We start from the raw sequence: 15921 nt of genomic DNA, 5'->3' as shown, positions 1-15921 counted from the left end.
AGATAATATAAATTTTGTGCGAATGAAATTCCATCGAGTCTAAAAATTATGATACTTTCACACAATCGGCCACATTCTAAAACAAATGCTTCACTGATTTCAATGTTTCAACGAATATCAGATGTCGTTGTTATTTTTGGAGTGCAGTTTACAGTGAATTATTTAAATGGGCTGCATTATGGTTATAAGCAAGTAATTATTTTTTTTGCTGTTTTTTGTTTATTCCAAATGATAGGGGGGATAACAGATTTTTATCGTTCATGGAGGGGTGTCAAATTATCAACTGAATTGCTATTAATTTTAAAAAACTGGACCTTATCGGTAATTTTTGTACTAGGTGCGACATCATATATTAAGCAGCTTTATTTACCATTAATGTTACTAGTTGAATGGTATTTAATGTGTTGTGTGTGCCTGATTTTTTCAAGGACATTAGTTCGTTTTAGCGCCGGATTTTTTAGGAAATTAGGTTATAATACACGAAACGTTGCTATAGCCGGTTCATTGCCCGTTGGAGTTACTCTGGCTAAGAGTTTCATTGAAGAACCATGGTTAGGTTTTAATGTCATTGGTATTTATGATGAGCAACCTTTTGATGATCTAATTAATACAGAAATAAAATATGCTGGGGATTTTAGTTCTTTAATTAAAGATGCAAAGGATGGTCGAATTGATAGAATATATATAGCTATGAATATGAATGATGAACTTAAGATGAAGGAGCTCATTAAGGCACTTACAGATACAACCTGTTCAGTTATACTCATACCAGATGTTTTTACCTTTAATATTTTACAATCCAGAACCGAGGAAGTAAATGGCATTCCCGTTGTTCCAATATTTGAAACGCCTTTAAATGGCATTAATATGGTATTGAAAAGATTGGAAGATATAATTCTTTCACTGGTTATTTTAACATTAATATCACCTATTTTGCTTATTATATCTCTTTGTGTGAAGTTAACCTCACATGGGCCCGTTATTTTCAAGCAAACTCGTTATGGAATGGATGGGAAACCAATAAAAGTTTGGAAATTTAGGACTATGGTTGTTATGGAAAATGATAATGTTACTCAGGCTACTAAAAATGATGTACGTGTTACGAAAGTGGGTAGATTCTTGAGGAGAACATCATTAGATGAGTTACCACAATTTTTTAATGTATTATTTGGTGGAATGTCTATAGTTGGTCCACGTCCACATGCGGTAATTCATAACGAGCAATACAGAAGTCTAATAGAGGGGTATATGTTACGACACAAAGTAAAACCAGGCATCACTGGATGGGCTCAAATCAATGGTTGGCGAGGTGAAACTGATACCCTCGAAAAAATGGAAAAACGAGTGGAATATGATTTGGAATATATACGAGAGTGGAGTATTTGGCTTGATATTAGAATTATATTCCTAACAATATTTAAAGGGTTTATCGGAAAAACGGCATATTAAGATAATAAAACAACACAAAATTAATCGAAAGGTAAATATATGCGGTTTTCAAATGAGGATGTTAGAAGATATGAGTATATATCTTTGGCATTATTGTTAATATATATAATTTGTTTAATGTATAGTCCGCACTTAGGCTTTTTTATTGGTTGTTTACTATTATTAACACCGCTTGGGAACTATGGTTTAATTAGAAAGAGTATAGTCCTTATACAAATATTCTTGATAATAATAACTGTATCCTCTAGACAAATAGGTATAAACATTTTTAGTGATGATTTGCTTAATACGTATATGCCTATAGTTCATCAAATTGAGCAAGGACAACCTTTTTACGATACATCCTTCAAGTTTGAACTTTTTTTTCCATTAATTATCAAAACATTTTTACCTCTGTATGGCAACTTTGATGCAAGAAATGTATTAACACTTATAGTGGCAATTACCATGTCGCTATATTTTATCTGGTATGTGTTATTTGTTGAGAAATTTACGGAACGAAAAAATAGAGGGGCTATTGCAGCATTATGCATGCTTATGATTCAAATAGGGCCACTTAGTCAGTTTTTAAGGCAAGAGTTAGCTACACCTATATTGCTCTTATCGTTATCTTACTGGTTATGTGGGAGACGGTATTTATCAATGGTGTTGTTTTTGATTTCTTTTTTTATACATACAACATCTTTGATCATCTTTTTGATATTTCTTTTATCTATTAGTAAATACAAAAAAATTAGACATGGCATTGTTTTGTTTTCTTTTATATTTTCCATGATGTTGTATGCAGCTCCTAATATACTAGTAACTTTTTTTAATATCATTGGCGCAAGTTTTTTCAGTGCGAAGATAAATTATTATGTTGGGAATAGCATACTTTCCTTACCTGCTGCGCTATCTGCAGGTAAGTTTATCGTTATATTTTTAAGTACTTACTTATTCAAAGGAGAAAAAGGTGATAATCACTTCATGCAAGGTATTTCACAATTTTCTTTCTTTATCATGATGTGCTGCGTACCTTTAATTATTTTTAAAAGCGCTACAAGAATAGGCTTAATTGTAACCAGTTTCTTGAGCCCTCTGGTACTTATTTACAATCTTAAGGGAAAAGAGTTTTGGATTGGTGCCTTCATAATAATTATCAGTTTGTTGTCCTTACTTTTCCCGGGGCGGCTCAATGGCAGTGTGCAAGAAGGGTTTGAGCTATGGAGTAACTTTGATTGGATTGGTACATCGCCTTTTTATTATATTAATTAAGTAATTTTATATCGGATAAGGTCTGAGCATGAAAATTAGTTTTTTAACGCGTGTAGATTGTTTTGATAAATACGGTGGCGATACATACCAGATTGAACAATATAAAAAACATTTAGAATCCTACGGTGAGACCGTAACTATTAATTGCAATCTAAATTTTCCGAAAGATAGTGATTTTTATATTTTAGTCAATCTTGATCGCCCTATAGAATTGAATATATACTATGCGATGCTCAAGAAATTTCATCTTGAAGAAAAGGCAATATTACTACCCATACATCATAGTTTAGACGCGATTAATAAATTCGAATTACATAGCCGGTCTGGCTGGCTTGGCTTTGTATCAAATATTATTACAAAGTACAACACAAGAGAGAAAATAAAAAACATATATAGGGCCATTAATTATCCGATATTACGAAAAGCAGCTTTTTTACATTTATTTGTAGATTATGACAGTAAGTTAAAAGAAATATTAAAGCAAGTGAATTATTGCATAGTACTATCATTTACCGAAATTGAGAATATTAAAAAGGATTACGGTGTAGATATTTCAGAGAAAGCGGTGTTAGTCAGGAATGGTGTTGATTTAATCCCTGAGTTATCAGATAACATTGATAATCGAGATATTGATGTTCTGGTTTGTGGGAGAATCGAAGAAAGAAAAAACTCATTAGCGATTTTAAGAGAATTAGGTCAAACAAATCTAACGGTAGTCTTTGTAGGGGGCGAAAATCTCAACAATAAAAAATATGTTACAAGGTTTAAGAATGAAATATCAAAGTATAGTAATATAACTTTTATTGGAAAGAAAAAACCTGAAGATTTAATTTCACTCTATAGACATTCTCGCTTTCATGTATCGGCAAGTTGGTTCGAAGTAGCTTCTTTAGTAGATTTAGAAGCATATGCTTATGGTTGCCAAGTTATCTCATCCACTGAAGGGAGTACTCATGAATATCTTAAAGATAATGCAAGATATATTTCTCCTCATAACATTAAGAGCCTAACTGATCTATTAACTGCACCTTATTCTGATAAAAATCCTTCCGAACAATATCAATATATCAATCAAAATTATACATGGAAGATAGCTTCAAAAAAATTGCATGGTTTTTTATTGGAGGTGGTAAATGTTAAATGAACCTTTGGTCAGTGTTTATATGCCTACACATAATAGATCTGAATTGCTTGAGAGGGCAATTAAATCTGTTATAACTCAAAATTATTCTAACATTGAGCTAATTATTTGTGATGATGGTTCCACTGACAATACATATGAAGTGGTTAATAATTTTATAGAACAAGGATATAAAATTATATATCTGCGTAATGCTTCGCCTAGAGGGGCTTGTTTTTCTAGGAACCGCTGTATAGAAGCATCAACTGGTCAGTTTGTTACTGGGCTTGATGATGACGATTTTTTTACACAGAACAGGATCTCTGATTTTGTTACTTATTTAATTAAATATGACTACGAGTTCATGTGTACAACATATTTGATTAAAAATAACGCGCAACTGAAAAAATCACGTAATACTAGTGGGTGGTTAGATTTTAAAACCATAAGAAAAAGAAATAGCATAGACAGCCAAGTTTTCATTAAGAAAGAATTTATTATTGAGGCAGGCGGATTTGATGAATCTATGCCAGCTTGGCAGGATTATGATTTATGGTTCCGTTTACTCAAGAAAGGGTTGAAATGTTATAAGATTAATAATTATTCTTATATAAAGGATATTTCACATGATAAACAAAGAATTACTACAAGTTCAAAAGCATATGACGGATATAAAAAGTTCTTAATCAAACATGATAGTGATTTATCCAATGGTGATAAAAAATCGCTATATTACTGTGATTTAATTAACAGAGGTGAAGTTATTAATATTTCATCTCTATTCAAAGTATACTCACCAACCGGTTTAAAAGCTGTGCTCAAAGGTTTTATAAATACGATTGCTAAGGTATTTAAATGAAAACGATAGTTTTGGTTGTTTTATATGGGCGCGAAAATACTGAAACTAGCACTACACAGAGTTTATTGAACTTACCTACTAATTATAAAAACTATACTTTACTGTTGTTTAACAACGGACCATCTTTTATAAACACGGAAGGCGATATACATTTTCTCAATTTACAAAGAAGATTTGGTTCTGTTTTCCTGTATAATGATATTTCAAACAGATCATTAAGTGATATATATAACAGTATGTTTGAATCTTTCACTGCTGATAGATATATTATTTTTGATGATGACTCATTTTTTTCAGAGGATTATTTTAATACCTCTTTAAATCAAGATATAGATATTCATTTACCACTTATTTCATCTAATACTGATCAGCGTATATATTATCCTCGGAAGGACGGACATATTGTAAAAAATATGGAAGAGTATATTGAATGGAATGGCAAATGTAAAATATATTCTATAGGTTCTGGGATGATTATTTATTCGAGTTTAATTTCTAAATTCAAGGAGTTGTCGCAACATCTATTTGATCCACATTTCGCATTATATGGTGTTGACTTTTCATTATTTAGACAAATAGAAAAAAATATATCTTCAAGTTATTACGTGAAATTTTTTATCAACGGCACTATACATCATTCAATGACCGGGTTGGATAAAAAGATTCCCAAATGGCGACATGAAGAACGAATGTATGATTATATCTTGTCTATTAAATATTATTCCAGAAATAAACATGTAGGCAGGTTTAAATTTCTATTATTTTTACTAAGAAAAATATTGACACGCGATTTCTTTAATTTAATAAAGTATACAAAACTATTTATTAATGGTTGGCATTACCGTAGCGACGGTACGCTCGATTTATTTAATGGTAAAAATGGAAAATAACATGTTGGATTTTTCGAAAAGAATAGTTGACAAGAAAACCCTCAGGTATTTTCTTGAATGCGATCGCTTAGCATTAAAAAAAAGCTATAACAAGCCTAAGTTATTTCGAGATTCTATCTGGAGATTCCAAATTCTGTTAAGAAAAACAGAATATTGGTCTAATAAACATTTTTTTCTAGCTCGACTGATTTATTTGGCTCACCTGTTTTTATATAAAAGACAATGTGTACGGTACAGCGTCGAAATCCCGTTGAATTGCATTGGTGAAGGATTGGTCATTTGGCATTTAAATGGCATTATCATAAACCCTGAATGCAAAATTGGAAGCAATTGTTCTATTTCCGCCGGCGTAGTAATAGGTCATGCTAAAGGTAAAGTGCCATATATTGGTAATAATGTGCATATTATGCTCGGAACTAAAATTTTAGGAGCAAATGTCTGTAATAACGTGACTATTGGGGCAGCAAGCCTCGTAATTAAAGATATTACAGAACCTTATACAGTATGGGCTGGGCACCCTGCTAAAATTTTATCAACGAATAATGATAGTGATCATATCAAGCAAGGTTTGCTGATTGAAAAAATTAAAGAAAGATTTTTATAAGGGATTTCGGTATGCAAAACATACATAAATTTGAACCACAGAGTGTAAAACTTCCTATTAATTCAGATATAAAAAGAACGGCTAAGCGACCTTATCATCTTAAACAATATGACTATGATGAAAAATATGATTGGGATACATTGAGCTATGATGTTTTTTACTCAGAGGGCTATATTTACTTGTCCGGGCCTCCATCCTACGGTTTAGAGTCGCTATTTACAAAAAGTTGTTTCAACATTGACGGAATTAATTTAACGTCTAAGATAGAAGTTATCCATATGGACAGAGCGCAACGGGTAAGAATTCCGGTTGAACACAAACCAGAAATAATTATTTGGGAAAATGAAGTATTTAGCATGGAAATAGATGTGAGCAATGATTTTAATCATCTGTTCAAGGATAAAAATGTTATTTTTACGTTATCAAAAAATAATGATTTAAATTGGATTAAAGATTGGATTGTATTTTACAGAGACAAGTATAATATAAATGGTGTGCTCATTTATGACAATTCATCTACAGTATATACATTAGATGAATTGGCGTCATTTTTATCCAATGAGAATCTTGGTGTCGAGATTGTATTAGTTAACTGGCCCTTTAAGTATGGCCCACAAGGAAGCGTAAAAGATAATTTGCCCTGGGATTCAGATTTTTGTCAACATGGAGCAATGGAAAACGCCAAAGTTAAATATTTAAAGCATGCAAATATTGTTTTTAATGTTGACATTGATGAACTGGTTTTTATTAAAAATAATGCTACTTTTTTCTCGAAGCTCAATAAATTCGGTATTGTTCATATTCCTGGAATATGGGTGTCATCTACACCAATTAACAACGATGGTATTATCCAGAAAAAATTCAAAGATTATATTTATATAAATAAAAAAGAAATATTTTCACCTTACAAGTGGGCCGTCTCCCCAAGGAATATAAAGTTTGAATGTCAGTGGACTACTCATCGAGTTATTTCTTTAGGAACATCTATACGGAGGTTTTTATTAAATACATCATATAAAGATCATTATTATCATTATAAAGCTATTAATACAAGTTGGAAATATGACCGTTTGAACTATGAAAATATGCAAGGTGATCTTTGTAAATCTCTTGATTTAGTTAAATATGCCAACATTAAATCCACAACAAGCCTATCGGAAAGAATAGAATTTGTTCATATTAAAAGTAAAATTTCATTAAGATGTTTTCTAAAAAATATGAATGAGGTGGTTAAATATTTCAAGTTTATTATAAAGAAAAAGTAACTGATTAATCATATTATACAGAAATTATATTTTGTCATAAGCATGAATAAAAGTTTTCGATTTATCTTTGTATGATTTTTCAATTGGCAATATGTGATTTAAATCATCAATTTTAATTGCATATAATAAGCGTATTAATTTAATCGGTAATCTTTTTTTTATTAATTTAATCTAGGTGTTTATGAATAGAAGAGATTTTTTAAATAAAGTAACTTTACCTTCAGCAATATTTTTTTCAACTTTTTCTGATAGTAGTGTTTCTAAGATGAATTCTCCTCTGTTCGCGTCAGATAACAAATTCCTTACTGTCGCCTCCTATGATGAGTTATCGAATACTTCGGGTGAATTTTATGGACAGGTAATATATTTAACATCCTATTATACGAACGTTCCTGGTGGCGGTGGTTTTTATTCATGGAAGGAGGGGGTTGAAAGCGATGATCTAGGCCATGTTTGTGTTCCAAAACTTGGTAATGGATATTGGGAATCTTTGGATGATAAAGTTGATTTACACTCATACGGCATATTAGCTGTCAATATTGATGCAGCTGACAAGACCCATGATATGTCTAATAGACTACAAAATGCATTCAATCGTGCTAAATCTAAAAATTATTCAGTTCATACTAGTTTGGCTGCAGAAAACCATTATAGCAAACATGGTTTTTTTATTACTAAAGGCATAAATATTTCAGGAGTTAAATCAATCTATGGATGTTTAAGTTTGTTTCTCTTGTCCTCGGAGTTTAAAGGTCTTTCTACCCCAGGCATACCTTCCACTAAATGGGCATTAATTAATATTAATGCTAAATTTGATAGCTCTGGGATGATTTATGGGTCAGCTCAAGGTAACCAAATAATATCAAGCATAGTTATTCGAGATTTGACTCCTAGATCTACTTCACTAAGTGGCCAATTACATGTTTTTTCTGGAGTAAATGTCTTTGGTTCTCTGTGTTCTGTCGGGTTTGATGGATATGGTGTATGTTTAGATTCATGCTACGATTCCTTTATTTCTGATATAAGAGCTATCTCCTGTGGTAATAGTGACTATTTTGCAATTAGTTGCGGTAATTATCCAAGCGCTCATACCTCAAGGCCCGATGGATTTAATAGTGTAACAATTGCCGGGGTTATGGCTCATGACTGCTATGATAGAAGTATTCATATTACTGGAGCAGGTAAAAATAGGATTGAGCGTATTCACGAGGAGCAAACAATTGTTACTTCAACAACACCTTGGAAAAAAAGTGCAACTGTGATTACTAATAATTGGGGTTACAGTAACACAATTATTGGAGGCGACTTTTCCAGCTTTGGTACTGTTTCTATTTACCCTCGTAATAATTGTTCTAAGCATCACGTTTGTACAATTGTTAGTAATAGAGTAGCTATTGATACACTCGATACGAGTGGCAACGTATCAATTCATAGTTCCTACACTGAGTATCCAAGAGCTCTAGCGATTAATTCATTGTCTGTAAAATATAATTTATGGATATCAGAATATGTTATTGCATCATTATCAACAGTTGAGATAACTGAGGGGAATTTTGATTCCAATGCATTAAGAGTAACTTCAGGCTCTATTTTTATGTATGGAGATAAATGCCATTTTTATGCCAAAAATGGTACTTTTGACTACCTTTCTGTAAACGGCGATGTTCATTTTGATGAATGCAATATTGTCGGGTGCAATGTAAAGGGCACAGTTTTACTTTCTAATAATAATTATATTGGGAATGTAACCTGCGATAAAATTGCTATTAAAGGAAGCCGAAACTATATTCAACGTGGTGTTTTTAAGAATGATGTTTTGATCGCAGGTATAGATGAGAATCATTTTTCTGATTGTAAATTTCTTGGGAATATTGTGTTATGTAATGGTGTCTCCTTATCCAAATGTTTTGTTAATGGCCTTTTAACACTAAAATCGATAAAAGGAAACAGCAGTTCAATAATGCTTAAAGAGCTTCATGTAAAAGGTGATTTAATAGTGGATTCCACAAATCCTATTAAGCTCGCTTCTTCTGTGGTTGATGGGAATATCATAATTAATGATGTTAAACTTAACTTGATTCTTGATGATTTAATGTGTGGTGATATATTTAATAGTGCCGCTGATGGATCTTGGGTATATTCTAAAGTTATTGTTTCCGGTAGTTCAAACCATGCAAATACCATAGCTAACACTAATATTCCCCGTGGCCGAGTATCAACAACTGATCCCTATACAGGTAATACTTATACTTATACTGGTGATGGATGGGTTAAGGTTTTTTAATTTTATTTTTACTAAATTAAATATTCTTTGATCCAGTCGCTATTTTTACCGCGTCTTCTTATTAGGTGATTAATTTATTTAGTCCTTTAAGGTACTAACTTTATGAACGTTGTTTCTAATGCTAAATGGAATGCTTTTTCACAATTTTTTAAGATTGGTATCCAAGTAGCTAATCTTGTTTATCTTGCCAAAATTATACCTCCTTCTGAGTATGGTATAATGGCAATGGCCGTTGTTGTTACAAATTTAGGTGTTTTACTTAGAGATCTGGGAACTTCCGCTGCCATTATTCAACGGCGAAATTTAACTGAAGGTGTAAAAAATACTGTTTTTTGGCTTAACGTCATTTTAGGTTGCTCTCTCGCTATTTTAATAGTTTTATCGTCGCCCCTGATAGCAGCAATTTATAATCAACATGAGTTGATTTATGTCTTAATGCTATTAAGTATTAGTTTTCCTCTTTCAAGTAGTGCAGCTACCCATCTAGCTTTACTCGAAAGGGAATCCAAGTTCAAGACAATATCAAAAATTGAGATCACATCTTCGTTGGTTTCTGTGCTGGTTGCCATCATCATGGCCAATTTAGGTTATGGTGTTTATAGCCTTGTAATGCAAGCTATTGTATTAAGCTTAATGTCGGCCTTACAATTTTGGATTGTTTCTAGTTGGCGACCTTCATTTAAATTGTTTATTAATAAACATGATTTAAAGGAAATTTTTGGTTTTAGTGCCAATCTTTCTTTATTTAATTTAATTAATTATTTCTCACGTAATGCTGATGGTTTTATTATTGGCAAGTTTATGTCTGCCACTATACTTGGTAGTTATAATCTTGCTTATAGAATAATGCTTTTCCCATTACAAAGTCTAACATTTGTCGCATCTCGTTCTTTATACCCCGTATTAAGCCATTACCAAGATGACATATCTAAGGTAAGAAATACATATCTAAATTGTGTTTTTGTTATTCTTATGATAACGGCACCTTTGATGAGCGGGCTTGCTATATATAGTAAACCTTTTGTATTTTTGATTTTTGGGCCGCAATGGCATATTACTTCTGATGTGCTTCAGTGGTTAGCGCCTACTGCAATAATTCAATCTATTCTTAGTACGACTGGTTCTGTCTTCATGGCTAAAGGGCGGACTGACACTTTAATGCGTTTAGGTATCATAGGTACATTTTTGCAAGTGAGTGCTTTTTTAATCGGTGTGAACTTTTCTATTACAACATTCGCATTTTGCTATTTAATAGCCAATATTTTAAATTTCTTTCCAGTAATGGTTTGTCTTTTAAAACTTATCTCAGTAGATTTTTATTTTTTCTTTAAAAAAATATTTTCCATAATAATATCAACATTTATAATGATTTCTGTATTGAAGACTATCGATCTATTAGTATTTCCAATTGATGATATTAAAAATCTTTTCACACTTGTTGTTTTTTCTTTAGTAGGTGTTGTTGTGTATTTTTTTGCGATATTTACTTTGTCTACTCAGTTTCGAAAGAATATCATCCTTTTTTATTGCAACAAAATTGGTAATAAAACAATATAATTGTTTTTGTTATTAATTTTTATTTTATTACTTGCTTCCAGTTAAATCATCTTTAAGTTAAAATTCTATAGAAATTGACTGCGAACGTGTCGCAGCTACCACACCAGACAGGAGTATGTAATGTCCAAGCAACAGATCGGAGTTGTCGGTATGGCCGTGATGGGGCGTAACCTTGCGCTGAACATCGAAAGCCGTGGTTATACCGTCTCCGTTTTCAACCGCTCCCGTGAAAAGACCGAAGAAGTGATTGCCGAAAACCCAGGCAAGAAACTGGTCCCTTACTACACAGTACAAGAGTTTGTTGAATCCCTCGAAACACCACGTCGTATCCTGTTGATGGTGAAGGCCGGGGCTGGCACCGACAGCGCCATCGATTCCCTTAAGCCTTACCTTGATAAAGGCGACATCATCATTGATGGCGGCAACACCTTCTTCCAGGACACCATCCGTCGTAATCGTGAGCTGTCTGCCGAAGGTTTTAACTTTATCGGTACCGGTGTTTCCGGTGGTGAAGAGGGGGCTCTGAAAGGTCCATCCATCATGCCTGGTGGCCAGAAAGAAGCTTATGAGCTTGTTGCTCCGATTCTGAAGCAGATTGCTGCGGTTGCTGAAGACGGTGAGCCATGCGTGACCTATATCGGTGCTGACGGTGCTGGCCATTATGTGAAGATGGTTCATAACGGCATCGAGTATGGCGACATGCAGTTGATTGCTGAAGCTTATGCGCTGTTGAAAGGCGGTCTGGCACTTTCCAACGAAGAGCTGGCGCAAACCTTCACCGAATGGAACGAAGGTGAACTAAGCAGCTACCTGATCGACATTACCAAAGATATCTTCACCAAGAAGGATGAAGAGGGTAATTACCTAGTCGATGTCATTCTTGATGAAGCAGCAAACAAAGGTACCGGTAAATGGACCAGCCAGAGCTCACTGGATCTCGGCGAACCACTGTCCCTTATCACCGAGTCCGTTTTTGCTCGTTATATCTCTTCTCTGAAAGACCAGCGTGTAGCCGCTTCGAAAGTGCTGAGTGGTCCGCAGGCTCAGCCGGCCGGTGATAAAGCAGAATTTATCGAAAAAGTGCGTCGCGCTTTATACCTCGGTAAAATCGTTTCCTATGCTCAAGGCTTCTCTCAGCTGCGAGCTGCTTCTGATGAATACAACTGGGATCTGAACTACGGAGAGATCGCTAAGATTTTCCGCGCGGGCTGCATCATTCGTGCACAGTTCCTGCAGAAGATCACCGATGCGTATGCGCAAAACGCGGGCATTGCTAACCTCCTGCTGGCGCCATACTTCAAACAGATCGCTGATGACTATCAGCAGGCGCTGCGTGATGTCGTGGCTTATGCCGTGCAGAATGGTATTCCGGTACCGACGTTCTCTGCAGCAATTGCCTACTACGACAGCTACCGTTCCGCAGTTCTGCCAGCTAACCTGATTCAGGCTCAGCGTGATTACTTTGGTGCGCACACCTATAAGCGTACTGATAAGGAAGGCGTTTTCCATACTGAGTGGTTAGATTAATATTTATCTTATTAGACCTCCTGAAATTTATTGGAGGTCTAATGTCAAAGTACATATATAATCAAGTTTTATTCTGACAAATAGCGGAAATTTAAGAGTTTCGCTATTTGTTTTTAAAGTGTTCCTTCGATATTATCCCCATAAAATTACATCTCAAACATTTTAATATGAAGATGTATGCAATTATTTTCTTTTTGCATGAGTAATCAAAGGTAAATAAAATATGAAGATTCTTGTCACCGGTGGCGCAGGCTTTATCGGCTCTGCCGTGGTTCGTCATATCATTGAAAATACCCAGGACGAAGTCCGTGTGATGGACTGCCTGACCTACGCCGGCAACCTCGAATCCCTGGCGCCGGTGGCCGGGAACGAACGCTATTCGTTTTCCCAGACTGATATCACGGACGCCGCTGCCGTGGCAGCCCAGTTCAGCGAGTTCCGCCCGGATATCGTGATGCACCTGGCGGCTGAAAGCCATGTGGACCGTTCCATTGATGGCCCGGCTGCTTTTATCCAGACCAACGTTATCGGCACCTTCACTCTGCTGGAGGCGGCCCGTCACTACTGGTCCGGGCTTGGAGAAGCGCAGAAAAAAGGTTTCCGCTTCCACCACATCTCTACCGATGAAGTGTACGGAGACCTGCACGGCACCGATGATCTGTTCACTGAAGAAACCCCGTACGCGCCGAGCAGCCCGTACTCCGCCTCCAAAGCGGGCAGCGACCATTTGGTTCGCGCCTGGAACCGCACCTACGGCCTGCCGGTGGTGGTGACCAACTGCTCCAACAACTATGGTCCGTATCACTTCCCGGAGAAACTGATCCCACTGACTATCCTTAATGCCCTGGCGGGTAAACCCCTGCCGGTATATGGCAACGGGGAGCAGATCCGTGACTGGCTGTATGTTGAGGACCATGCCCGTGCGCTGTACAAAGTGGCGACCGAAGGTAAAAGCGGCGAGACCTACAATATCGGCGGTCATAACGAGCGTAAAAATATCGATGTGGTACGTACCATCTGCGCCATTCTCGACAAGGTGGTGGCGCAGAAGCCCGCTAACATCACTCATTTCGCAGACCTGATCACTTTTGTCACCGACCGTCCGGGACACGATCTGCGCTACGCCATTGATGCCGCAAAAATTCAGCGCGATCTGGGCTGGGTACCGCAGGAGACGTTCGAGAGCGGGATTGAGAAAACCGTGCACTGGTACCTGAACAACCAGACCTGGTGGCAGCGCGTGCTGGACGGCTCCTATGCCGGCGAGCGTCTGGGCCTCAATAACTGATATCTGACTGATTAAGGAATAGATTTATGAAAGGTATTGTTCTGGCCGGCGGCTCCGGCACGCGTTTATATCCCATCACCCAGGGCGTCTCCAAGCAGCTGCTGCCTATCTACGACAAGCCGATGATTTTCTACCCGGTGTCTGTCCTGATGCTGGCGGGCATTCGCGATATTCTTATCATCTCCACGCCGGACGATATGCCTTCCTTCCAGCGCCTGCTGGGTGACGGGTCGCAGTTCGGGGTGAACTTCAGCTACGCCGTCCAGCCGTCGCCGGACGGCCTGGCGCAGGCCTTTATCATTGGCGAGAAGTTTATTGGCAACGATGCCTGCGCCCTGGTGCTGGGAGATAATATCTACTTTGGCCAGAGCTTCGGTAAAAAGCTGGAAGCGGCGGCGGCGAAGACCTCCGGTGCCACGGTATTTGGTTATCAGGTGCTGGATCCGGAGCGCTTCGGGGTGGTGGAGTTCGATGAGAACTTTAAGGCGCTGTCCATCGAGGAGAAACCGCTGAAGCCGAAATCCGACTGGGCGGTGACCGGGCTCTACTTCTACGACAACAACGTGGTGGAGATGGCGAAGGACGTGAAGCCTTCCGAGCGCGGGGAGCTCGAGATTACTACCCTGAACCAGATGTATCTTGAGCAAGGCGACCTGCATGTGGAACTGCTGGGGCGCGGTTTTGCCTGGCTGGACACGGGCACCCACGACAGCCTGATGGACGCATCACAGTTTATTCACACCATTGAGAAGCGCCAGGGGATGAAGGTCGCCTGCCTGGAAGAGATTGGTTACCGCAATCAGTGGCTGTCGGCGGAAGGGGTGGCGGCTCAGGCCGAACGCCTGAAGAAAACCGAGTACGGTGCTTATCTGAAGCGCCTGCTGAACGAGCGTTAATGCCCTCTCCGTCAACGACAGGATACAGAGAATGAAGATTTTACTGATTGGCAAGAATGGCCAGGTGGGCTGGGAGCTGCAGCGTTCACTGTCCACCCTCGGCGACGTGGTCGCGGTGGACTATTTTGACAAAGAGCTGTGCGGCGACCTGACGAATCTGGAAGGCATCGCGCAGACCGTGCGTACCGTCCGCCCGGACGTGGTGGTGAATGCCGCCGCGCACACGGCAGTGGACAAGGCAGAAAGCGAGCGGGAGCTCTCCGACCTGCTGAACGACAAAGGGGTAGCGGTACTGGCGGAAGAGTCGGCGAAGCTGGGTGCCCTGATGGTGCATTATTCCACGGACTATGTGTTCGACGGCGCCGGCAGCCATTATCGCCGGGAAGATGAGGCAACCGGCCCGCTGAACGTCTACGGTGAAACCAAGCGCGCCGGTGAACTGGCGCTGGAGCAGGGTAACCCGCGTCACCTGATTTTCCGTACCAGCTGGGTGTATGCCACCCGCGGCGCCAACTTTGCTAAAACCATGCTCCGCCTGGCGGGTGAGAAAGAGACGCTCTCCATCATTGACGACCAGCACGGGGCGCCCACCGGCGCTGAGCTGCTGGCAGACTGCACGGCGACGGCAATCCGTGAAACGCTGCGCAATCCGGCACTGGCCGGCACCTATCATCTGGTGGCCAGCGGCGAGACCAGCTGGTGCGACTACGCCCGCTATGTTTTTGAGGTGGCGAGAGCCCATGGTGCCGAGCTGGCGGTTCAGGAAGTGAAGGGCATTCCGACGACGGCCTATCCGACGCCGGCGAAGCGTCCGCTCAACTCGCGCCTGTCGAATGAAAAATTCCAGCAGGCATTTGGGGTGACTCTCCCGGACTGGCGTCAGGGTGTGGCTCGCGTGGTAACGGAAGTTCTGGGCAAATAAACGGGT

The 15921-nt window shown here is 38.3% G+C and carries 13 protein-coding genes; all 13 read left to right on the top strand.

Annotated elements, in window-relative coordinates; translation table 11 throughout:
- Positions 1-48 precede the first annotated feature (48 nt).
- The 13 genes from wcaJ to rfbD all read left to right on the top strand — a co-directional run bounded on the left by wcaJ (position 49) and on the right by rfbD (position 15915).
- A complete protein-coding gene (gene wcaJ / locus ACOI7Z_RS09335; protein ID WP_087824185.1) occupies positions 49-1449 on the top strand; it encodes an undecaprenyl-phosphate glucose phosphotransferase in 1401 nt (466 codons plus the stop codon).
- 39 nt (positions 1450-1488) lie between these two features.
- Positions 1489-2703, top strand: a complete 1215-nt coding sequence (locus tag ACOI7Z_RS09330) for an EpsG family protein (RefSeq protein WP_137916384.1) — start codon at positions 1489-1491, stop codon at positions 2701-2703.
- 28 nt (positions 2704-2731) lie between these two features.
- Positions 2732-3847, top strand: coding sequence for a glycosyltransferase family 4 protein (locus ACOI7Z_RS09325; RefSeq protein ID WP_137916383.1), 1116 nt, complete (start codon positions 2732-2734; stop codon positions 3845-3847).
- Entirely contained in the window at positions 3837-4682 is an 846-nt protein-coding gene (locus ACOI7Z_RS09320; RefSeq protein ID WP_080884191.1) for a glycosyltransferase, read from the top strand. Before ACOI7Z_RS09325 ends, ACOI7Z_RS09320 begins: the two co-directional genes overlap by 11 nt.
- Complete coding sequence (locus ACOI7Z_RS09315; RefSeq protein ID WP_137916382.1) at positions 4679-5572, top strand: hypothetical protein; 894 nt, start codon at positions 4679-4681, stop codon at positions 5570-5572. The genes ACOI7Z_RS09320 and ACOI7Z_RS09315 overlap by 4 nt, the downstream gene beginning before the upstream one ends.
- A 1-nt stretch (position 5573) precedes the next feature.
- Entirely contained in the window at positions 5574-6176 is a 603-nt protein-coding gene (locus ACOI7Z_RS09310) for a serine O-acetyltransferase (protein ID WP_171003160.1), read from the top strand.
- An 11-nt stretch (positions 6177-6187) separates the two neighbouring features.
- Complete coding sequence (locus ACOI7Z_RS09305; RefSeq protein ID WP_137916380.1) at positions 6188-7441, top strand: glycosyltransferase family 92 protein; 1254 nt, start codon at positions 6188-6190, stop codon at positions 7439-7441.
- Positions 7442-7622: 181 nt separating this feature from the next.
- Positions 7623-9725 (top strand): hypothetical protein, encoded by a 2103-nt coding sequence (locus ACOI7Z_RS09300; RefSeq protein WP_137916379.1) that lies wholly within the window; start codon positions 7623-7625, stop codon positions 9723-9725.
- 102 nt (positions 9726-9827) lie between these two features.
- Positions 9828-11282, top strand: coding sequence for an MOP flippase family protein (locus ACOI7Z_RS09295; RefSeq protein ID WP_087824182.1), 1455 nt, complete (start codon positions 9828-9830; stop codon positions 11280-11282).
- A gap of 120 nt (positions 11283-11402) precedes the next feature.
- Positions 11403-12809 (top strand): NADP-dependent phosphogluconate dehydrogenase, encoded by a 1407-nt coding sequence (gndA, locus tag ACOI7Z_RS09290; RefSeq protein ID WP_085845952.1) that lies wholly within the window; start codon positions 11403-11405, stop codon positions 12807-12809.
- A gap of 223 nt (positions 12810-13032) precedes the next feature.
- Entirely contained in the window at positions 13033-14097 is a 1065-nt protein-coding gene (gene rfbB, locus ACOI7Z_RS09285) for a dTDP-glucose 4,6-dehydratase (RefSeq protein ID WP_087824181.1), read from the top strand.
- Positions 14098-14123: 26 nt separating this feature from the next.
- Positions 14124-14993 carry a glucose-1-phosphate thymidylyltransferase RfbA gene (rfbA, locus tag ACOI7Z_RS09280; protein WP_000676431.1) on the top strand — a complete coding sequence of 290 codons (870 nt, stop codon included), beginning with the start codon at positions 14124-14126 and terminating at the stop codon, positions 14991-14993.
- Between the two features lie 31 nt (positions 14994-15024).
- Positions 15025-15915: a dTDP-4-dehydrorhamnose reductase gene (gene rfbD, locus ACOI7Z_RS09275; protein WP_214455854.1), complete on the top strand. Its 891-nt coding sequence runs from the start codon at positions 15025-15027 to the stop codon at positions 15913-15915.
- The last annotated feature ends 6 nt before the right edge of the window (positions 15916-15921 follow it).

This window comes from Klebsiella sp. C283 (assembly GCF_048822555.1).
GTDB classification, from domain to species: domain Bacteria; phylum Pseudomonadota; class Gammaproteobacteria; order Enterobacterales; family Enterobacteriaceae; genus Klebsiella; species Klebsiella quasipneumoniae.
The sequence above is the reverse complement of the archived record's forward strand: the minus strand, read 5'-3'. Positions and strand labels throughout refer to the sequence as shown.

Coding starts and splice junctions, on each gene's coding strand:
- ACOI7Z_RS09330 (WP_137916384.1), top strand. CDS start 1,489: ATGCGGTTTTCAAATGAGGATGTTAGAAGATATGAGTATATATCTTTG.
- wcaJ (WP_087824185.1), top strand. CDS start 49: ATGATACTTTCACACAATCGGCCACATTCTAAAACAAATGCTTCACTG.
- rfbD (WP_214455854.1), top strand. CDS start 15,025: ATGAAGATTTTACTGATTGGCAAGAATGGCCAGGTGGGCTGGGAGCTG.
- ACOI7Z_RS09320 (WP_080884191.1), top strand. CDS start 3,837: ATGTTAAATGAACCTTTGGTCAGTGTTTATATGCCTACACATAATAGA.
- ACOI7Z_RS09310 (WP_171003160.1), top strand. CDS start 5,574: ATGTTGGATTTTTCGAAAAGAATAGTTGACAAGAAAACCCTCAGGTAT.
- ACOI7Z_RS09315 (WP_137916382.1), top strand. CDS start 4,679: ATGAAAACGATAGTTTTGGTTGTTTTATATGGGCGCGAAAATACTGAA.
- ACOI7Z_RS09295 (WP_087824182.1), top strand. CDS start 9,828: ATGAACGTTGTTTCTAATGCTAAATGGAATGCTTTTTCACAATTTTTT.
- gndA (WP_085845952.1), top strand. CDS start 11,403: ATGTCCAAGCAACAGATCGGAGTTGTCGGTATGGCCGTGATGGGGCGT.
- rfbA (WP_000676431.1), top strand. CDS start 14,124: ATGAAAGGTATTGTTCTGGCCGGCGGCTCCGGCACGCGTTTATATCCC.
- ACOI7Z_RS09305 (WP_137916380.1), top strand. CDS start 6,188: ATGCAAAACATACATAAATTTGAACCACAGAGTGTAAAACTTCCTATT.
- ACOI7Z_RS09325 (WP_137916383.1), top strand. CDS start 2,732: ATGAAAATTAGTTTTTTAACGCGTGTAGATTGTTTTGATAAATACGGT.
- ACOI7Z_RS09300 (WP_137916379.1), top strand. CDS start 7,623: ATGAATAGAAGAGATTTTTTAAATAAAGTAACTTTACCTTCAGCAATA.
- rfbB (WP_087824181.1), top strand. CDS start 13,033: ATGAAGATTCTTGTCACCGGTGGCGCAGGCTTTATCGGCTCTGCCGTG.